Source organism: Drancourtella sp. An57 (genome assembly GCF_002161525.1).
In the GTDB taxonomy this organism is placed as follows: domain Bacteria; phylum Bacillota; class Clostridia; order Lachnospirales; family Lachnospiraceae; genus Sellimonas; species Sellimonas catena.
The window spans coordinates 35338-55984 of the sequence record NZ_NFHY01000011.1 but is presented as its reverse complement, the minus strand read 5'-3'; the positions used below and the strand labels follow the sequence as shown (position 1 = coordinate 55984).

The following is a 20647-nucleotide window of genomic DNA, read 5'->3' as shown; positions in this document are numbered from 1 at the left end:
TTATGTCTTTTCAGAAAAAAGCATGGAAGAAATACATCCTTTTTGCCGCGGCAGCCTGTTTCCTGCTGTCGGGCGGAATCTGGTATGTAAAAGAATACACCACTGTCGGAAACAGCGTAAACGGTCATGAAATGCCGGTCTGTTCTGTGGAGACGGATGAAAAACAGGCGGCCCTGACCTTTGAGACTGCCTGGGGAGACAAAAAGACCGGGGAGATCCTGGACATATTAAAAGAAGAGAAGATACGCGCCACCTTTTTTGTGACTGCCGGATGGATGCGGGAGCATCCGGATCTGGTCGGAAGAATGAAAGCGGAAGGACATGACATCGGAACGATGGGAGTCCGCCATGAAAATCTGTCGGAACAGACATCCGCGGAAATCAGGGCAGAACTGCAGGAAGCAGAACATACCGCTAAAGAGGAAGGGATTTCCATGGAACTTTTCCGCCCTCCCTATGGACGATACAGCGACACACTGATCCGGACTGCTGCGGAGGAAGGGTTTTTTACGATCTGTTGGTCAATCGATTCACGGGACTGGAAAAACTATGGGAAAAGAAGTCTGATCAAGGAAGTGGTCGAAAGTGAAGAGCTCCGGAATGGAGCCATTATCCGTCTGAACAGCGAAGCAAAATTTACAAAAGGTGCATTAAAAGAACTGATCGAAAACATAGAGGAAAAGTCATATGAGATTGTTCCGGTTTCGGAGATGATACTAAGAGACAATTATCACATGGATGTAAAAGGAAGACAGATCCCAAGGATGACATAAAATGCCGCTTTTCTTCATACAATACCAGAAAACAACAGGAGGAATTTGTGCAGATGCATTTTGTAAAAATGGAGGGATGCGGCAATGATTATATCTACGTGGATCAGGAAAAAGAGCAGATCGTAAATCCGCAGACCCTGGCGAGAAAAATCAGTGACCGCCATTTTGGCGTTGGAGCGGACGGAATGATTCTGATCTGTCCGTCCGATACGGCAGACTGCCGGATGGAAATGTATAATGCGGATGGGTCCAGAGGAAAAATGTGTGGAAACGGTGTCCGCTGTGTGGCAAAATATCTCTATGATTATAAAAAGATACGAAAAGAGGAGATTGCGGTAGAGACCGACAGTGGAATCCATACGGTCCGGATTCTGGAAGATTCCGGAAAGGCTACAGTGGCCATGGGCACCCCGGTTATTGAGGAGGAGCCTTACGTGATCTCGATGGAAGGACAGAAGACGGAGATGATGATTGTCTCCATGGGAAATCCCCATGCAGTCATTTTCATGGAGCCGGAGGAGGGAAGCTGGAAAACATGGAATATGAAAAAGGCGGAAGCTGTCAGTACCCATTCGGACTTTCCGGACGGGATTAATGTAGAGCTGGTGCAGGTATATTCCGAGACCGGTATGAAAATCCGCGTATGGGAGAGAGGAAGTAAGGAGACCCTTTCCTGCGGAAGCGGAGCCTGTGCCGCGGCAGCGGCGGCCATCCGGAGCGGAAGAACAAAACAGAAAGTGAATATTGAAATGCCGGGAGGTATGATGGAAGTAGAATGGGACAGTGACGGGCAGATGTATCTGACCGGAGGATGCCGTTTTGTATGTGAAGGGGAGTACCCCGGAAGTGTCGGATAGATAAAAAAATAAGCGTAGTACGAAATTGTACTACGGATCTGAAAAATCTCCTTTACGTGTTTCGTGAAATGTGTTATGATAGACGCGGCATGAGTTTAATACACTAAAGAAATAAAGAGAAGGAGACAGGGTATGTTTAAAATTAATGAAAATTATCTGAAACTTCCAGGAAGCTATCTCTTTTCAAATATTGCAAAAAAGGTAGCGGCATATACCGAAGCAAATCCGGACAAATCTATCATTCGGCTTGGAATCGGTGACGTGACACAGCCGCTGGCACCGGCGATTATCGATGCGCTTCACAGCGCGGTGGATGAAATGGCGCACGCAGAGACATTCCACGGATATGCCCCGGATCTTGGATACGAGTTCCTGAGAAGTGCAATGGCAAAGAATGATTATGAGGCAAGAGGCTGTGAGATCTACGCAGACGAAATCTTTATCTCCGACGGAGCAAAGGGAGATTCCGGAAACATTCAGGAGATCTTTGACCAGGACAATAAAATCGCTGTCTGCGATCCGGTATACCCGGTATATGTGGATACGAACGTCATGGCAGGACGTACCGGTACCTATGATCCGAAGTCCGAAATCTGGAGCGATGTGATCTACATGCCGTGTACGGCAGAAAACGGATTTGTGCCGGAGCTTCCAAAGGAAGTGCCGGATCTGATTTATCTGTGCTTCCCGAACAATCCGACAGGATCTGCCATCACAAAAGACCAGCTTCAGGTGTGGGTAGATTACGCAAATAAAAACGGATCCGTCATCATTTATGATGCAGCATACGAGGCATATATTTCCGAGGAAAACGTACCGCACACGATTTACGAGTGTGAAGGCGCAAGAACCTGTGCCATCGAGCTTCGCAGCTTTTCCAAAAATGCCGGATTTACAGGAGTGCGTCTCGGCGCAACAGTGATCCCGAAGGATCTCAAATGCGGCGACGTGATGCTTCACTCCCTTTGGGCAAGACGTCACGGAACCAAGTACAACGGGGCTCCGTACATCGTACAGAAAGCAGGAGAAGCAGTGTATTCCGAGGCAGGAAAAGCACAGTTAAAAGAGCAGATTGCCTACTACATGAGAAACGCAAAGACAATCTATGACGGGCTGAAAGACGCAGGCTATACTGTATCCGGAGGCGTAAATTCGCCGTATATCTGGCTGAAGACACCGGACAACATGACGTCCTGGGAGTTCTTTGATTATCTGCTTGCACAGGCAGGCGTTGTAGGAACACCGGGATCCGGATTCGGACCAAGCGGAGAAGGATATTTCCGTCTGACTGCATTCGGTACTTACGAAAATACAAAGGCGGCAGTAGAGAGGATCAAAAATCTGTAGGACGCTCCGGAAAGCGAAAAAGCAGGCCGAAAGAATCAGGTGAAAAATAAAAGCATCAAAAAAGGACATCTCCGAAAAACGGGGATGTCCTTTCAGGTGACAAGAAGCTGAAGTTCTGTGATGTGTTCATCCGGGTCCGCAGACTGATGGATATCAACCCAGAGCAGCTCAAGAAACCATGGCCCGGCCGTAAGTCCATGCTCCTGGGCGTAGGAGAGCAGTTTCGGGATGCCTTCGGCATTGTGGACGGTGCTTCCATGGTAGCTGTAGGAAAGATAACGTCCTTCCGGCAAGGTATCCGGACCGTCCTCGGCAATGAGAAATACTCCCTCGTAGCCAGTGTAATTTCCTTCCCTGGCAGATGCGGCAGGCAGCAAAGAACCGATATGATTGCTGCCGATAATATAGAGAGTGTCCTGGGACTGGTTAAACAGCTGTTTCATCAGTACATCCATCTCTTCGTCCTTCTGATAACCAGAGTGAAGAATATGGCAGGACCGCGCAGGAAGCAATTTTTCCGTGACGGTCTCAAGAGGCTGATCCTCCGCCTTCCGGATCGTTGCAAGGCGCTCCTGCACATTAGACTGAAGCTTCGTAAGGTCTGTGATTTTCAGGCGGATCGCATCCAGCTCATCCCGGAGCAGCTGTTCCGTCGTATGAATACTCCGGTCATTTAAATATTCCCGGATCCGCTCCATGGGAAATCCAAGCCCCCTAAGATCCCGGATCACATTCAGACGCCAGATATCATTGAGACGATAGAGGCGGTATCCGTTTTCACCGCGCTTCGGTGTCAGGAGACCAAGCTCCTCATAGTAACGCAGTGTGTCCACACTGATCTGATACAGCTTTGAGATTTCTCCGATTTTAAAATACTGTTTCATAAGCGCCTCCTGAAAAACCATTGTTGTTCGTATTATATCAGGGTTTGGAAGAAGGTGGAAGAGAAAATGAAAAAAAGTGTTGACAATCAAAATTTTTTTGATATAATAGTCTTGTTCGCTGATAAAACAGTGACACGGCAAATGCTGATGCGGATTGGTGTAATGGCAGCACAGCAGACTCTGACTCTGTTAGTAGAGGTTCGAGTCCTCTATCCGTAGTTATCGGAGTGTGGCTCAGCTTGGTAGAGCGCTACGTTCGGGACGTAGAGGCCGCAGGTTCAAATCCTGTCACTCCGATCACCGGAAAAACTCAATTTTTGCCGATGAAAACAACATATATTAAAAACGCTTTGAAAGACAGAAAGCAGCGATGCGGATTGGTGTAATGGCAGCACAGCAGACTCTGACTCTGTTAGTAGAGGTTCGAGTCCTCTATCCGTAGCTTTCGGAGTGTGGCTCAGCTTGGTAGAGCGCTACGTTCGGGACGTAGAGGCCGCAGGTTCAAATCCTGTCACTCCGATTTTTTTATTAGATACCGTAAAGCCTTAATATCAGGGTTTTACGGTGTTTTTATTTTTTGCGAAAATATAACTGAATTTCTAAAAAGGTTTTGTCAATACTTATCCAATGAAGTAATTTTTAAAAAGAATGATCCAGTCGGAAAGGGCTGCATCCGGTCCGTACTCGTGGCTCTGGCATGAGTATAGTACGGTTCTTAAATCAATGCGGCGCCAGTTAAAAAACTCCCTTTGCCTGTAGACGGGCAGGGGAGTTTTTTGATGAATGACTTTTTAAAGATCTCCTAAAAGAGCTTATCAGACAGAGCAGGAGGCGGAAGTGAAAATAACTGAGATGAGAGATAAAAAGACACTATGAGCGAAATGAAGGACAAAATAGGATAACCTTCTTGTTAAACTGCTGATTTTATTGTAAAAATAAAGAAACTTGATTGTAAAATTTTTATAAAAGGAGATTGATGAGATGAGCACAAAAAGGATGAAGAAGATTGTGGCAGCTGCCATTGTAACAGCAACTGTATGCGGAATGATGGCGGGATGTACGTCGAAAGAAGAAAAAATTGAAGTGAATGCGTCCACTTCTCCATACGAAGATATGGTGGATTATTTTGAGCAGGAAGGACTCATTTTGGAGGACTGCGAACCGGTAGATATCAATGAAACACCAGGATATCTCACAGACAATACGAATGGACAGTTTACTGAGACGAAAGTGGCGGATAAAGCATATGATTATGATGGACTCTGGCTGTTCTGGTGGGATCCGGAAAACAAGACGGATCTATATGAAAACTATGAGTCTATGGCTGCCAACCAAGGAACGATAGTCCTTGCCGGAGGCGCTGCGGTCCTTGAGACGGAAGCGGTAAACGGAACTTACGCAATTGCATTTTCAGAGGATTATGAAAAGAAACAGGATGCGGTTAAAGTGTTTGAAATGATAGAAAACGAATAACAGTTCAATGTGATTTGCACTATTTATATTCTAGTACCAATGCTCTGAAATTAAGAAAAGGTAGGGAAACAATATGGAACGGGTTTTTGGAAAAGACAGGGGCAGCATGGGACGCTTCTTCCGCATGCTGCAGAAGGCAAGACTTCCTTATCTGTGGATTCTTGCATATATTGCCATTACAGCTCTTCTTAGCAATGTAGGAATCAGCGTAACGGAATACACGGCCGAATTATTTGCCGGGAATGTGAATTTTGGTACTGTGGTTCTTCCGTTTTTGGCGTTTACATTATTATCTCAGCTGATCAATTCGGTCAGCAAGATTATGAGTAACTTGTGTGTTGCGCGAATTGACCGTAATATCAGGAAAATGATCTGGAGTAAGACCGTCAGGCTGCCGCTTCGATATTACGAAAAAAATAAGCCCAAAGAAATGATTTCCCGTATTACAACAGATATCACGGCAATCAGTCAGTTAATCATGCAAGTATTTGTTGCGATTCTCACTTCCGCATATACGCTGGTCATTACGCTGGGAAAAATCGGATCCTACGACCAGAAGCTGATGATTGCTCTGATCGCGGTTCTTCCGCTGAATTTAGTCATTGCATTCGTCATGGGAAAGATGAAGTTCGGAGTGCTGGATCTGGTAAATCAAAAAAATGCAGAGCTGACACAGACGATTGCAGAAAAAACCAATAATCTTCTTCTCGTCAAATCTTACGGAAAAGAAGAAAAAGAACTTCAGACAGGGCGGGAGAAAATGAAAGAGCTCTATAAGAGTTCGATTCTGAATGCATGGCTGGGATTCGCAACTCCAATGTATGCATTGGTGGGAGCTATGCAGTTTATTGTGATCGTGATGGTAGGCCGAAGCTTTTATTCATCCGGCGCATTGACTCTTACCCAATGGATCGCCTATTATGGATTCGCGGTGAATATCGTTAATCAGCTCAGCACGTACTGTGTATATTGGACAACCTTCAAGGGTTCCCAGGGAGCGACCAGAAGAGTAGCTCAGATTATGGAAGAAATGGAAGAAGACGTAGAAGCCGGCGAGCATGTGGAACGTCTCAGCGGCGATATTGAATTAAAAGAGGTTGATTTTTCTTATGAAGAGAAACTTATATTCGATAAACTCAATCTGAAGATCCCTGCAGGGCGCGTGACGGCGCTTATCGGACCGTCAGGAAGCGGAAAGACGACCCTTCTGAATCTGGTGGAGCGTATGTATCCGGTTTCGGGAGGCAAGATTTTATTTGGGGGCAAAGATACCGCACGGTATTCGCTCAAGAGCTTCCGAAGCGAGATCTCATACGTAACACAGGAAAGTACATTGTTTGCAGGAACGCTCCGCGACAATATCCTGTTCGGAATTAAGAGAGAAGTCACGGATGAAGAACTGGAAAAAGCATGTACGGACGCAGAAATCATGGATTTTATCAGGGAACAGCCGGAGGGCTTCCAGACGGATGTAGGCGAGCAGGGCGACAAACTTTCCGGCGGACAGAAACAGCGGATTGCTTTTGCGAGGGCGCTTCTAAAACAATCGGATTATCTGTTTATGGATGAGGCGACCGCGGCTATGGACATCCGGGGAAAAGATCAGGTATGGAAGAGTGTGAAACGGCATATGGAAGGTAAAACCGTGCTTATGGTTGCCCACGACAGACAGACCGTACAGAAAGCAGATTATATCATAGTAATGCATAACGGAAGGATTATCTGTCAGGGAGAACCGGAGGAAGTATATGCCGAGAATACATATTACCGAGAATTAATAGGAAGTGAGGGACAGGGCAGATGAAAAACAACAAACATGTAATATCGTTTTTTCTGAACTTTTACAGAAGGCTTTCGATCCCCTGGTGGCTCTACCTGATTGCATTCGGAAGCGGCGTGGTTTATGCCGAGATCGGAATGAGAGTATCGGAGTATCTGGTCCGTGTGAACAAGGGGGAACTATATAATTCTGTTATTTTAGGCTATGTGTTTTTTACGATTTTTAATCGTTGCTGGGATTTTTGCGGCCGCTTGTGCAAGAGTATGCCAATCAAAAAGTGATCCTGCGGGTAAGGCTTTCGATGTGGAGGAAGATCCTGCATCTTCCGATGGATCAGTTCGAAAAGGAACAGCCGTCCTCGCTGGTGTCGGCCGTTACGAACGACGTAACTCAGGCAACTCTGGTGATCAGCGGAATATTCTCAGGAGCTGCGTCGCTGTTTGGATTTGTCCGCGCCTGTATGATCTTGTATCAATACAATTCGCCTCTCACAGCATACCTTTTGATCTGCATACCGGTTGCGGTGGCAATGTTTATCATCGTCGGCAGGCTGCAGTTTACTATAATGAAAAAGCGCTATGCGGCGTTGAATGAAATGACCACATTTTTCTCCGAACACCTGTCGGCCGGGAAATATGTAAAAGCGCAGGTAATGGAAGAAAAAGAGCTGGAAAGCGGATATGCGGCAATCGATTCACGGTATAAGGCAGATATATACTATGCTTTCATGGAGCAGATTCAGGTTCTGGCCAATTCCCTTTATTCGCTTCTTACGACTGTTGTAATGGCAGTGGGCGGTTCCAGATTGATTAACGCCGGGAAAATGGAATCAACAGGGATTAATATGTTCAGCACCTATATGACGCAGGTGAATCTTTATATGGCGGAGCTTTTGACGGTGTGGCAGAACGTGATGGGCTCAAAAGGCGCACTTGTTCATGTCGGGGATATTCTTGATATGGAAGAGGAACATACAGAAAAAGGCAATTCCTGGACAGAATCCGAGAACAGAGATATTGTATTCAAAAACGTGAACTTTGGATACGGGAACGAAAAAGAAATCCTTCACGACTTTTCCGTTTGCATTCCGGGAGGAAAGACAACGGCAGTGATCGGCGATAATGGTTCCGGAAAATCTACAGTCATGAAACTGATACAGGGATTCTACCAACCTGATTCGGGAGAAATATGGGTCGGAGGAAACAAAATAAGCGAAACGAGTCCCCGGGAATGTCATAAAAAATTTGGCTATGTACTCCAGAACAATCCGCTGATGTCAGGTACAATCCGGGATAACATTCTGTATGGTGCAGAGGGAGAAACGACGGAGAAAGAGATGAAAAAAGCAGCGGAAGAAGCCAGAGCGGATTCTTTTATAGATGCGCTTCCCAACGGATATGATACAACTCTTGGAGAGGCAGGAAACCGTTTGTCAAGCGGTCAGAAACAGAGAATAGCCATTGCCAGGGCATTGATTGCGAAGCCGGAGTATCTGATTCTTGACGAGGCAGGGGCGAGTCTGGATCATGACACGTATATGAAAATCTATCATAGTATCGAGAAAAAGATGGAAGGCAATACGATTGTTTTCATTGCCCATGATATGCGCGAGATTGCAGAAGCAGACTATCTGGTTGTTATGTGTCACGGACGCCTTGAAGCTTGCGGAACCCATGAAGAAGTACTTGCCGTAAGCAGGACTTATCAGGAATATCTGCAGTCTGCTGAGGCATCTTAAAAGAAAGAAGGAATGATTATGAAAAAATTTACGATTGTGTCTTCCCTGCTTTTCGTATTACTGTTTTGTGGGATGGTAGGATATGTGGCGTCGTCTAAAGACTTTATGCCTCCAAAAGAGGAAGAAGCGGCTGTGCCTGAAGAAGAGGATAAAGAAATGCCTGTCTGGAATAAGACAGTGGATGAACTTGTCTCATTTCTGGAGGAGAAGGGGCTGATCCATGCGGACACGAAAGTGACGCTTAGTGCGGAAGGCCTGTGTACGCTCGCGCTAAGGTATGACGGAGCCGAAATATACTGGTGGGATCTGGAAAATCTGGATCCGGAATCTGACGAGTATCAGGCATATGAGAGTCTCAGGACAAAAGGCGAAATCAATTTATATGGAGCCGGTACGATTATTATGCCGAAGAAAAATGGTCCTTTTGCACTTTTATCAACCTATTATGAAGGTGATGTGGAGGCATTAGAAAAAGCGTTTGAAGAATTTGGTCAGGAGAATTGATTGATGAAAATGAAGCTTGTTTTGGTAGAAAGTGATGAAACATTGTGTACAGAACTGAAAGAATTACTGGCGTTTTATAATGTATTTGACATTGTGCATACCTTTGACGGAATCAATGAAGCCAATAAATATATCTGTCTGAACGATGTGGACGCGGTGTTTATCAACATAAAAACAGGAAATCCAAGATATAGCGGGGACGGCTCCTTTCTGGCATACAATCTGTCCCAGATAAAGCCGGATGTCTTGGTGGTGTTGTATTCAGAAGAAAAGTTAGAGGCAGGGCAGGTATTTGACTGCTGCTGCGATGAATATTTTCGGCTTCCGTTCGATAACCGTGTGCTTCAGCGTGTGGTTAAGCGGCTGCAGTATTTGTTTGAGCTGCTCCAATACAAACGGTTATCTGTGAACCGTTCTATGATGATCAAGACGAGAAACGGATATCAGCTCGTGAATATTGATAAGGTTCTTTTTATCGAACGGACGGACCGAAAGAACAAGATGGTGATGGTGGACGGAAAAGAGATGGTCCTTGCCGGATATTCCATGAATGAATTGGAACAGATTCTGGAAGGTTATAATTTTTACCGGTGCTATCAGTCATTTATCGTGAATCTTTCCAAAGTATCTTATGTTCGGGCGGATAATGAATCGAAAAATTTTGCGCTGATTTTCGACGGATATGCAGGGGAAGTTATGGTGAGTCGCGAGAAATATAAGGAAGTACTCCAACTGCTAAAAAGTAAATATGCGAAGCTTACGCTTTAGGAGGAGAAAGATGAAGTCAAAAGTTTTATCGTTTGTCGAATATGATCAGGTGGATATCAGTATGTACAAGAAAGTATTCAAGCTTGATGAGAAGGCGTACAAGAAAGAAATAGATTTTATAAAAAACAAGAACAGCACATGGGAAGAAGCGGGGGAAGTTACGGACGGAGCACTTATTGTATGCGATATGGAATCGGCAAATCCGTTTTTTAACAGAGAGAACGTGAAAATTATGGTAGGACAGGGGTTCTTTCACAAGAAGCTGGAAACGATGTGCATCGGGCTGAAAAAAGGGACGGCCGGTGAGCTGGACGTCGACGGAGAGAAAGTGACTGTAACGGTTCGTTCCATTCAGCAAAAAAAGATTCCTGTGATCACGGACGGGATGATAGAAGCTCTTGGAATTGAAGGAGTGAGCAATATAGAACAATATGAGGCTCGTCTGATCCGGGAACAGAAAAAGAAGATTGCAAAAAACGAGGGATACGAAGCAGTCCAATATGTGATAGACAAAGTTTTTGAGGCCAGTACGTTTGATCTTAAGAAGGCGGACTGGAAAGAAATGACAGATCATGAAATTAAGAGATTGAAGACAATTTCCAAAGAACAGGGGTTGAATCTGGAAACCATGACGCCAGAGGAATTTGAAGGAAAGATGCCGTTCTCAAGCTATTATGAATTATTCGCAAGCGTGCAGAACGATTCATGGGACAGACTCTGCGGCTACCTTCTGGGGCGGGAATACGCAGAAAAAAGCGGCGTTGGATATACGATGGAGCAATACCGGGACGATATAGATGAGTACGTGAAATTCTGGCATGAAACGAAAGAAAATGCAGAAAAAATCAATACTTATGAATATTCGGAAATTTTATTTTATGTAAATTATTATTACAATAAGGTAAAAGAATATGTGACAGAGAATTTTTTTAAGGAGGAAAAGTAGATGGCAATTCAATATGCGGATGATGAGAGTTTTAAGGAACAGATTAAGGAAGGATTTGTGATCGTGGATTTCTTTTCCACAACGTGCGTACCCTGTAAAGCCTTTTCACGTATTTTAGAAGAGTTAGACGCGGAACTTCCGTTTATCCATATCGTCAAAGTGAATACTACAGATTATCCGAAGCTTGCCAAAGAGAATCGTATTTTTGGTGTTCCAACCGTTCAATTCTACAAAGACGGTGAAAAGAAGTATGAAAACGTAGGTGTGATGGAAGTGGAAGAGATAAAAAAGAAGATCACAGAATTCATGTATTAAGAGGGAATGGATATGGAAATCGGGGAAAAAATCTATGGATTTGAAGTTAAAGAAAAGAAGTATGTGCGGGAGGTTGAGGGAGATATTATTCAGATGGAGCACCTGTCAACCGGGGCGCAGGTTATCGTCATAGACAATCAGGACGTTAAAAAGAGCTTTTTGATTGGATTTCGGACCATACCAAAGGACAGCACGGGAGTTTTTCATATTCTGGAGCATTCTGTGCTGAACGGTTCCCGCAAATATCCGGATAAAGATACGTTCGTCAATCTGATGAAACATTCCATGGCAGAATTCGTAAATGCAATTACGTATCCGGATCATACAGTATATCCCTTTTGTACAGAGAATGAAAAGGATTTTATGAATCTGGCGGATGTTTATTTAAACGCGGTATTTTGTCCGAATGTTCTTACGGATAAAGAGATCTTTGAACAGGAGGGCTGGCATTTTCAGTGCGAAGACGGAAAAACTCCGGAGATTAATGGCGTTGTTTATAATGAGATGAAAGGTGTCTTTTCATCCCTGGACAACATATTAGAGGATGAAATATCTAAAGCAATGTTTCCGGAAACGGCTTACCGTTTTGTATCCGGAGGATTTCCGGATACGATTCCTGCTCTATCTTATGAGGAATTTCTGGAATATTACAGGACGTTTTATAATGCGTCCAACTGCTGTATTGTTCTATATGGAAGAATGAATACGGAACAACTGTTTGAGTATATTGATAAAGCTTATCTGGGAAAAATGAAACGCTCAGAACCTGCGAAGCCGGTCATGAGACAGAAACCTGTAAAGGGAATCCGAAAAAAGCTGTATGACAAGGATAAGTTCGGTGATCAGGGGGTGTTTGCGTCATGCACCTATAGTCTGGGAGATTTTGACAACCGGGAACGTATGAATGCAGTCTATATTCTTATGCAGGCGATTATGGGGGAAGACGAAGCACCGATGAAAAAAGGGCTTATTCAGAGTCTTGGAATCCCGGAAATTCAGTATTTTATTATGGATGGTATCAGACAACCCTATCTTGCCATTAAAATAAAGAATACGGACAAAGAAACTGCCGGCCAGTTGAAAACGGTTATCAAGGAACAGGCGGACAGACTTTGCAGAGAAGGAATCAAAGAAGAAGTATTGATTTCGGCAATTAACCGTCTGGAATTTTGGATGAGGGAAAAAGGCGGAAACCAGCCGGAGGGAATAGAATGTGTACTGGATATTGCCGGAGGATGGGCACAGGGAACCGGACCTTGCGAGATGATAGAATTTGAAGAAACATACAGAAAGATGAGGACTCTTGTAAAGGAAAGATACTTTGAAGCACTTCTAAGAGAAACCTTCCTGGAAAATGATTATGAGGCAGAGGTTTTTCTGGAACCTCTTGAAAAGGTCGAAGAGAAGAAGCAAAAAGAAGAGACAGAAGATCTGCCGGCGCTGTCTGTGGATGACCTGTTTCAAAAGAAAGAGGAGCCGCTTACAAGGGTAGAGGAAGAGGAGGGGATTACATATCTGAAGCAGGAGATCCCTTCAAAAGGAGTGGCATATCAAAGCTGCTATTTTGATATCAGTGAGCTGGAACCGGAGGAAGTTCCTTATGCCAAGCTGTTTTCCGAACTTCTGGGAAGTCTTCCTACAAGAATACACAGTCTGGAAGAATTAGTGATTGAGAAAAATATGTGGCTTGGAAATGTAAGGACTTATCTGGAAGCGTACACCAATGCAGATGATATCCGGCATGTCAGGCTTAAATTTGTGATGGATGTAAGCTGTCTGGAACAGAATCTTCCAAGAGCGGTAAAACTGGGAGAAGAGTTGCTGTATGACACCATTCTGGAGCATCCGGAGATTATTCTGAAAAGGATCAGGCAGAGCCGGATGGAACTGGAGAGGGGATTTGTTACCAGCGGAGACAGTTATGCATCTGGCCGCGTGGCAGCACACTATATGCCGGAAGGAGCGGCAAGGGAACGTTATAACGGAATTCGCTATTATCAGTTCTTGGGAAAACTTCTAAAGAACTTTGACGTGGATCAGGGGCAGATTATCCGGGAGCTTAAGAAAATTCAGAAGAAGCTTTGCAGTAAGTCTAATCTGGTGATGAGCTTTACAGGCACAGAGAAATCTTATACCGGTTTCCGTAAGTTGATAGCAGCTTCGAGGTTCGTCGGTAGTGAAAGAAAAGGGGATCCCGGGTGGTATCAGGATAAATTGCTTCCCGGGAAATCAGAGGCATTCATTATTCCGTCGGAGGTATCCTATGTTGCGCTTGGAGGAATCGGGGAATATACCGGTGAGGATTATCTTCTTGGCAGAATGGTGAGCTTTGATTATCTGTGGGCCAAAATCCGCGCTGAAGGAGGGGCCTACGGATGCCGGATGTCTGTACTCCCAAATCAAAGCTGGATTATGAGCTCCTATCGAGATCCGAACGTAAAAAGGACGATAGAAGTCTTCCAAAGCGCTTCAGGGTGGTTGAAAAATCTTGAATTAGGAGAGCAGGAACTTCTGAATTATAAGATTGGTGCAGTTGCCGGATATGACCGGACTTCTAAAACATATGTACAGGCAAAACGAATGGATTCCTGGTATCTGAGGCAGGAAGAGCCACAGACCAGAGCAAAGATCAGAGAAGGGATGTTAAAAGCATCGGAAGAAGATTTGAAAAACAGGTATCAGACGATGGAGAGCTTTGCCAAAGAGGGAATTGTCTGTGTTCTTGGAAACAGAGCGAAGATTGAAGAGACAGCCGACCAATTTGACAATGTAACAGTATTGATGGAGTAAATCTTAATAGAGAAATGATAAAGATGGAGAAGGAGAATAAGAATATCTGGGAGAAATTCACCGAATCATGGAAGAAGCCGGTCAAAATCAAATGACCGGCTTCCCTGCTTTTGTGCTATACTGAAAACTGTGAGAGAATTGATCTAAAGAAATGGGTGAAACGATGAGAGAAAAGAAAGATATATCTTATACGATTCGCAGATCTGCGGATTTCCCGGTTATTATGATCGGGGAAGGAATTCTGGTGGGAGCCGTTGCCGGAGGCATTGTGCTTTTGTACCGGATCTGCCTGAACTATGCGGGGACATGGATGCGTCAGATTTTGGAGATGTGCAAAGGAGATCCGCTCCGGTCGGCGCTCTGGATCGGAGCGCTTCTTCTGATGGCGGTTGTGACCGGGCTTCTGGTCCGGTGGGAGCCGATGATTTCGGGCAGCGGTATCCCGCAGTTAAAAGGTGAGATGGAAGGAAAGCTGGAACAGCGGTGGTACCGGATTCTTCCGGCGAAATTTCTGGGCGGCTTTCTGGGAATGTTCGGCGGACTTGCCCTTGGTCGGGAAGGCCCGTCCATTCAGCTTGGAGCTATGGCGGGGAAAGGGATTTCCCGTGTGTTAAAACGCGGAAAGACGGAAGAAAAATTTCTTTTGACCTGCGGCGCCAGTGCGGGAATGGCGGCGGCGTTTCAGGCACCTCTTGCAGGCGTGATGTTTACCATGGAAGAGATTCATAAAAATTTCACGGCTCCGGTGTTCATTTCTGCCATGACCTCGGCGGTTGTTGCCGACTATATGACCTCTCATGTTCTGGGGATGGATCCGGTGTTTCAGTTTGACATTGCAGGGAATTTGCCGCAGAAATACTATGGACTGCTCATCATCATGGGGCTGGTTTTAGGCGTCTTCGGTGTGTTTTATAACTGGTTTACTTTGAAAGTCCAGAGCCTCTACAAGAAGGTCTCCTTTCCGGGCCCGGTCGGGAAAGCGGTGTTCCCGTTCCTGGCTGCCGGGATTCTCGGATTTACGGTACCGGAGATTCTGGGAAACGGACACAGCCTGATCGATACGATGACGCATGAGAGAATGGTGCTGCAGACGTTGATTGTGCTGTTCGTTTTAAGGTTTTTATTTTCAGCAGTCAGTTTCGGCTCCGGGGTCCCGGGCGGGATCTTTTTCCCGATGCTGGTGCTCGGCGCGTTTGCAGGATGCGTTTTCGGGACAGTATGCAATGAAATGTTCGGCGTTCCGGCAGAATATATCAACAATTTCATTCTGCTTGCAATGGCGGGATTTTTTACGGCGGTGGTACGCGCCCCGATGACCGGAATCATTCTGATTTTTGAGCTGACAGGATCGTTGAGCCAGATGCTTTCCCTGTCTGTTGTCACGGTCATTGCATACATAACGGCCATGATGTTAAAGTCAGAGCCGATTTATGAAAGTCTTCTTGCAGGACTTCTGAAAGGGCAAAACGGGCAGATGCTGGAAGAAGGAGGAGAAAAGGTACTGGATTATTATGCGGTGGCAGAAGGTTCTCCTGTTGCCGGATGCATGGTAAAAGAGGTCAGCTGGCCAAAAGCGTGCCTGCTTGTATCGATCCGGCGGGGTGAGAAAGAACTGATCCCGAAAGGAAAAACAAAGATTCAGACCGGGGATGTTATTATCACAATGACCGACGAAGCGCACAACGGCGAAGTGTGTGACCAGATGAAGCAGTTGTGCAGAAACGAGTAAAAGAGGCGATGAAATTTGGATACAAAAAATGATTTCAGTAAAGGAAGCGTGGCAAAGAATATATGGAGTCTGGCTGTCCCTATGACAGTGGCCCAGCTTGTCAACGTGCTTTACAGTGTGGTAGACAGGATTTATATCGGACATCTTCCGGATGCGTCGACAGAGGCGCTGACCGGGATCGGGCTTGCGCTTCCGGTTATTACGATGATTACAGCATTTTCCAATCTGTTCGGCATGGGAGGTGCTCCGCTTTGTTCGATTGCAAGAGGAGCGGGAGACGTAAAACGGGCTGAGAAAATTATGGGGAATTCCTTTACGCTGCTTTTGATGACAGGCGTGATCCTGATGGCGTTCTGCTATCTCACCATGAGACCGATGCTTTACCTTTTCGGTGCCAGCGACCAGACCTATCCGTATGCACAGGCGTATCTTTCCGTTTATCTGACAGGGACACTGTTTGTGATGATCAGTCTTGGTATGAACAACTTTATCAACGCCCAGGGCTTTGGAAAGATGGGAATGCTCACTGTTTTGATCGGTGCAGTCCTGAATATCGTGCTGGATCCGGTTTTTATTTTCGGATTTCATATGGGCGTATACGGAGCGGCGGCGGCGACCGTAATTTCCCAGGGAGTGTCGGCAGCCTACGTGTTCTGGTTTCTGAGAGGGAATCATGTTCTTTTCCGGCTGAATAAAAAAGATATGAGACTGGAGGGGAAACTGATCCGGGAAATTACAGGACTTGGACTTTCCGGGTTTGTCATGTCGGTGACGAACGGTTCGGTACAGATCGTCTGCAATGCTATGCTCTCCCGGTATGGAGGGGATCTGTACGTCGGAGTCATGACGGTAATCAATTCTGTCCGGGAAATTATTACCATGCCGGTGAACGGCCTGACCAACGGCGCACAGCCGGTGATCGGATTCAACTATGGAGCGGGGGAATACGAAAGAGTAAAGAAAGCCATCCGTTTTATGGGTACGAGCTGTATCGTATTTACCTGCGCGGTCTGGGCGGTTCTGTTTGCCGTACCACAGTTTTTTATTCATCTGTTCAACAGTGAACCGGAGCTGCTTGAAGCAGGGGTGGGCGCGTTTCGGATATATTTTTTCGGAATCTTTCTGATGGCACTTCAGTTTACCGGCCAGTCCACTTTTGTAGCACTTGGAAAATCGAAGCAGGCGGTGTTCTTTTCCCTGCTCAGAAAGGCGATTATTGTCATTCCGCTTACCATCTGCCTCCCGATGATCGGAGGGCTTGGTGTAAACGGTGTATTCCTTGCAGAGCCGGTTTCCAATCTGATCGGAGGTGTGGCATGTTTCGCCACCATGTATGTGACTGTCTACAGAAAACTGGGAAAAAGAGGAGAATGATCTGTTTCTGGTTGCAAAACAGCAGGAACTCTAGTAAACTGATAATAAATCGAAATAGTTAAAAAAATCAGAAAAAGAGGAGAAAGTTTTGAAAAAGAACCATCTCTGTCTTTCCGGATCCGGAAGGATATCTGACGTAAGGAGGTGTGACATGTGGACGCTCTGACACCGGAAACAATGAGGATTATCTGGCTTTTGCTTGTTGTGATTCTTCTGGTGATCGAACTGATTACCGTGGGACTGACGACAATCTGGTTTGCGGCGGGATCGGCGGCGGCATTTCTCCTGTCTTTGACAGGTGCCGGGATCGGATGGCAGACCGGCATATTTCTGGCCGTTTCCATCGTCCTGCTGATTTTTACAAGGCCGTGGGCCCTCAGGTATGTCAACAGAAACCGGGAAAAGACCAACTACGAAAGTCTGATTGGGAAAACAGTCAAAGTGACACAGCGTATCAGCAACACAGACCAGACGGGGGCAGCGGTCTATGACGGACAGGAGTGGACCGCAAGAAGCGTGAAAGATGACGGGACAATTGAAGCTGGAAAGTATGCGGTTGTCGAGAAGATCGAGGGCGTGAAGCTGATTGTGAGGGAAAAGGAGGAAAAGTAATATGATGAATGCATCCACGATTATGAGTATTCTTGGGATTATTTTACTGATTCTGATTGTGCTGATTCTGATCTCCTGCATTAAGATCGTACATCAGGCACAGGCACTTGTGGTCGAGCGTCTCGGCGCATATCAGGCGACCTGGGGCGTTGGAATCCATTTTAAGATTCCGATCATTGAGCGTGTGGCAAGACGGATTGATTTAAAAGAACAGGTGGTTGATTTTGAGCCGCAGGCGGTAATCACGAAAGATAACGTTACCATGCAGATTGATACGGTTGTCTTTTATCAGATCACGGATCCGAAGCTGTTCTGCTACGGAGTGGCAAATCCGATCATGGCGATTGAAAATCTGACTGCTACGACGCTTCGAAATATCATCGGAGATCTGGAGCTGGACCAGACACTGACATCCAGAGAGACAATCAACACGAAAATGCGCTCAGAACTTGATCTCGCTACAGACCCGTGGGGGATCAAGGTGAACCGTGTGGAACTGAAAAATATCATTCCTCCGGCAGCGATCCGGGATGCGATGGAAAAGCAGATGAAAGCGGAACGTGAAAGAAGAGAGGCCATCCTTCGTGCAGAGGGTGAGAAGAAATCTACGATTCTTGTGGCAGAAGGAAATAAGGAGTCCGCAATCTTAAACGCGGAGGCGGATAAGCAGGCGGCTATCCTTCATGCAGAGGCAGAAAAAGAGAAGATGATCAAAGAGGCAGAAGGTGAAGCGGAAGCGATCCTGAAAGTCCAGAAGGCTAACGCAGACGGTCTCCGTTTCCTGAAGGAAGCCGGCGTCGATGAGGCAGTCCTGACATTAAAGAGTCTGGAAGCATTTGAAAAGGCCGCAGACGGCAGGGCGACGAAGATCATCATTCCATCCGAAATTCAGGGAGTGGCAGGTCTTGTGAAATCCCTTGTAGAAGTCGGGGAGACAGAGAAAACAGTCGGCGAGTAATCGAGAAGCCAGCACTGGCAGCGTAGAATAGAAAGTAGAAATGAAACAGAGGTCCGGAAAAACTCCGGGCCTCTGATTTGCTTTCTGAAGTTATTTTACTGTGATTAATTCATAGGATCTGGTGCCGAGGCCGATTTTCTCAGCGTGGGAGAGACAATCTTCCCATCCGGCTTCCGGGGTTGTGTTGACGAAATGATCGTGGTGGTCACAGAAGCCATCCTCATGCATCCGGTCATCAAGAAGACTTCCAGGAAGCGGATTCTGTGCATTGCATGCGTCCACGCAGGCCTGATCCAGCGCAACCGGGTCGAAGCTTGCGAACATTCCGATATCCGGAAGGATCGGCACATCGTTTTCACCGTGGCAGTCGCAGTACGGGGAAATGTCGATCACCAGATTGATATGGAAATTCGGGCGTCCATCCAGAACTGCCTTGGAATACTCGGCGATTTTCATATCAAGTTCCTTCACCGCGGAAGAATTCTCGTTGTAGATGGCATCAAAATTGCAGGATCCGAGGCAACGGCCGCATCCGACACATCTGCTGTGGTCAATGGAGGCACGACGGTTTTCATCAAAAGAAATCGCTCCGTGGGCACAGTTCTTTGCACAGGTCCGGCAGCCTACACAGCGTTCCTGATCGACAGAAGGTTTCCCGCTGTTGTGCATCTCCATCTTTCCGGCACGGGAACCGCATCCCATTCCGATATTTTTGAGGGCACCGCCAAATCCGGTTGCCTCATGTCCCTTGAAATGATTCAGAGAAATGAAGACGTCCGCATCCATAATGGCAGTTCCGATCTTCGCATCTTTCACAAGCTCACCGCCCTCCACAGGTACATAGGTCTCGTCCGTACCTTTCAGTCCGTCGGCGATGATGACCTGACATCCGGTAGAAAACGGGGTAAATCCATTTTCGTAGGCACTTTCGATATGCTCCAGAGCATCTTTTCTGCGTCCTACGTATAAGGTGTTGCAGTCTGTCAGAAACGGACGTCCGCCAAGCTCCTTTACGACATCAGCAACAGCTTTTGCCCAGTTCGGGCGAAGGTAGGAAAGATTGCCCGGCTCGCCAAAGTGGATCTTGATGGCTGTCATTTTCTTCTCAAAATCAATCTCCCCGATGCCGGCTTTTCTGATCAGTTTTTTCAGCTTGCCTGGAAGATTTGTTCCAGGAAGAGCCCGGAGATCTGAAAAATATACTTTTGCTTTTTCCATGTTTTTGTATCCCTCCAAAATATAGTTTCCTCTCAAATTAAATTTCCATTTCCAGAATATAATCATCCATCACAAAACCGTTTCCGATGTCGGTTACTTCAGAGCGGACATCGTGAAAACCAAGATGATGATAAACGTCCAGTGTATGGCTGTTGTACTTGTTGCAGGTCAGCCAGATCTTTTTAAGCCCTTTCTCACGGCAGTAGTTCTTTAAGAAATCCACAGCCTGTGTGGCAAGATGCTGTCCCCGGAAATCCTTGTGAAGATAAAGCTTGCTCAGGAACAGAGCATCCTTCTCCGGATGAATCCCCGCATAGCCTGCAAACGCATCGTCACAGAAGATCCGATAATATTCATATCCGTCTTTCACCTGGTCTTTCAGGGCCGGATAAGACTGGAACCTGCCGACCATGTAGTTGACCTGCTCAAGGCCGATGATCGGGACAAAATGCTCGTGCCAGATTTCATTTGCAAGCGCCGCGATCTTGTCCAGAGCGACATCGGTCACAGCCTGTTCCATTCTGAATGTTCCCATAAAAATTCCTCCTTCGGGCTGTTTTTTCAATCCCTTATCTGTTATT

General features: G+C 46.1%; 19 protein-coding genes and 4 tRNA genes. 20 read left to right on the top strand and 3 right to left on the bottom strand.

Annotation, left to right across the window (positions count from 1 at the left end; genetic code table 11):
- Positions 1-2 precede the first annotated feature (2 nt).
- The 3 genes from B5G11_RS10430 (at position 3) to B5G11_RS10420 (ending at position 2977) form a co-directional block, all read left to right on the top strand.
- Entirely contained in the window at positions 3-773 is a 771-nt protein-coding gene (locus B5G11_RS10430; RefSeq protein ID WP_158099260.1) for a polysaccharide deacetylase family protein, read from the top strand.
- 53 nt (positions 774-826) lie between these two features.
- Positions 827-1630 carry a diaminopimelate epimerase gene (gene dapF / locus B5G11_RS10425; protein ID WP_087253410.1) on the top strand — a complete coding sequence of 268 codons (804 nt, stop codon included), beginning with the start codon at positions 827-829 and terminating at the stop codon, positions 1628-1630.
- A 132-nt stretch (positions 1631-1762) separates the two neighbouring features.
- Positions 1763-2977: an LL-diaminopimelate aminotransferase gene (locus tag B5G11_RS10420; protein ID WP_087167688.1), complete on the top strand. Its 1215-nt coding sequence runs from the start codon at positions 1763-1765 to the stop codon at positions 2975-2977.
- A gap of 92 nt (positions 2978-3069) precedes the next feature.
- Here B5G11_RS10420 and B5G11_RS10415 read toward each other — a convergent pair whose 3' ends face one another.
- Positions 3070-3861 (bottom strand): MerR family transcriptional regulator, encoded by a 792-nt coding sequence (locus tag B5G11_RS10415; RefSeq protein ID WP_087253408.1) that lies wholly within the window; start codon positions 3859-3861, stop codon positions 3070-3072.
- A 148-nt stretch (positions 3862-4009) separates the two neighbouring features.
- Between B5G11_RS10415 and B5G11_RS10410 the strand changes: the two genes are divergently transcribed.
- From B5G11_RS10410 to B5G11_RS10335, 17 genes are all read left to right on the top strand, one after another.
- Positions 4010-4080, top strand: a tRNA-Gln gene (locus tag B5G11_RS10410).
- A gap of 4 nt (positions 4081-4084) precedes the next feature.
- Positions 4085-4158 (top strand) — tRNA-Pro (locus B5G11_RS10405).
- Positions 4159-4232: 74 nt separating this feature from the next.
- Positions 4233-4303, top strand: a tRNA-Gln gene (locus B5G11_RS10400).
- A gap of 4 nt (positions 4304-4307) precedes the next feature.
- Positions 4308-4381: transfer RNA gene (locus B5G11_RS10395), tRNA-Pro, on the top strand.
- A 461-nt stretch (positions 4382-4842) separates the two neighbouring features.
- Complete coding sequence (locus B5G11_RS10390; protein ID WP_087167686.1) at positions 4843-5334, top strand: hypothetical protein; 492 nt, start codon at positions 4843-4845, stop codon at positions 5332-5334.
- Positions 5335-5407: 73 nt separating this feature from the next.
- Positions 5408-7138: an ABC transporter ATP-binding protein gene (locus B5G11_RS10385; RefSeq protein WP_087253406.1), complete on the top strand. Its 1731-nt coding sequence runs from the start codon at positions 5408-5410 to the stop codon at positions 7136-7138.
- Positions 7135-7395 (top strand): hypothetical protein, encoded by a 261-nt coding sequence (locus tag B5G11_RS16335; RefSeq protein WP_158099259.1) that lies wholly within the window; start codon positions 7135-7137, stop codon positions 7393-7395. Before B5G11_RS10385 ends, B5G11_RS16335 begins: the two co-directional genes overlap by 4 nt.
- Positions 7368-8852, top strand: a complete 1485-nt coding sequence (locus B5G11_RS10380) for an ABC transporter ATP-binding protein (RefSeq protein ID WP_158099258.1) — start codon at positions 7368-7370, stop codon at positions 8850-8852. Before B5G11_RS16335 ends, B5G11_RS10380 begins: the two co-directional genes overlap by 28 nt.
- A gap of 18 nt (positions 8853-8870) precedes the next feature.
- Positions 8871-9356 (top strand): hypothetical protein, encoded by a 486-nt coding sequence (locus B5G11_RS10375; protein WP_087167683.1) that lies wholly within the window; start codon positions 8871-8873, stop codon positions 9354-9356.
- 3 nt (positions 9357-9359) lie between these two features.
- Positions 9360-10124 carry a LytTR family DNA-binding domain-containing protein gene (locus B5G11_RS10370; RefSeq protein WP_087167682.1) on the top strand — a complete coding sequence of 255 codons (765 nt, stop codon included), beginning with the start codon at positions 9360-9362 and terminating at the stop codon, positions 10122-10124.
- Between the two features lie 10 nt (positions 10125-10134).
- Positions 10135-11070 (top strand): hypothetical protein, encoded by a 936-nt coding sequence (locus B5G11_RS10365; protein ID WP_087253401.1) that lies wholly within the window; start codon positions 10135-10137, stop codon positions 11068-11070.
- Positions 11071-11385 carry a thioredoxin family protein gene (locus tag B5G11_RS10360; RefSeq protein WP_087253399.1) on the top strand — a complete coding sequence of 105 codons (315 nt, stop codon included), beginning with the start codon at positions 11071-11073 and terminating at the stop codon, positions 11383-11385.
- Between the two features lie 12 nt (positions 11386-11397).
- Positions 11398-14175, top strand: coding sequence for an insulinase family protein (locus B5G11_RS10355; RefSeq protein ID WP_162610151.1), 2778 nt, complete (start codon positions 11398-11400; stop codon positions 14173-14175).
- 163 nt (positions 14176-14338) lie between these two features.
- Positions 14339-15904, top strand: a complete 1566-nt coding sequence (locus B5G11_RS10350) for a ClC family H(+)/Cl(-) exchange transporter (RefSeq protein WP_087253398.1) — start codon at positions 14339-14341, stop codon at positions 15902-15904.
- Between the two features lie 15 nt (positions 15905-15919).
- Complete coding sequence (locus tag B5G11_RS10345; protein ID WP_242959032.1) at positions 15920-17278, top strand: MATE family efflux transporter; 1359 nt, start codon at positions 15920-15922, stop codon at positions 17276-17278.
- A gap of 153 nt (positions 17279-17431) precedes the next feature.
- Entirely contained in the window at positions 17432-17890 is a 459-nt protein-coding gene (locus tag B5G11_RS10340; RefSeq protein WP_330620393.1) for an NfeD family protein, read from the top strand.
- 22 nt (positions 17891-17912) lie between these two features.
- Positions 17913-18848, top strand: a complete 936-nt coding sequence (locus B5G11_RS10335; protein ID WP_087167739.1) for an SPFH domain-containing protein — start codon at positions 17913-17915, stop codon at positions 18846-18848.
- A gap of 90 nt (positions 18849-18938) precedes the next feature.
- On the opposite strand, the gene B5G11_RS10330 is transcribed toward B5G11_RS10335, so the two are convergent.
- Positions 18939-20066 (bottom strand): DUF362 domain-containing protein, encoded by a 1128-nt coding sequence (locus B5G11_RS10330; RefSeq protein WP_087167738.1) that lies wholly within the window; start codon positions 20064-20066, stop codon positions 18939-18941.
- A gap of 37 nt (positions 20067-20103) precedes the next feature.
- A complete protein-coding gene (locus tag B5G11_RS10325) occupies positions 20104-20601 on the bottom strand; it encodes a GNAT family N-acetyltransferase (RefSeq protein WP_087167678.1) in 498 nt (165 codons plus the stop codon).
- Positions 20602-20647 lie beyond the last annotated feature (46 nt).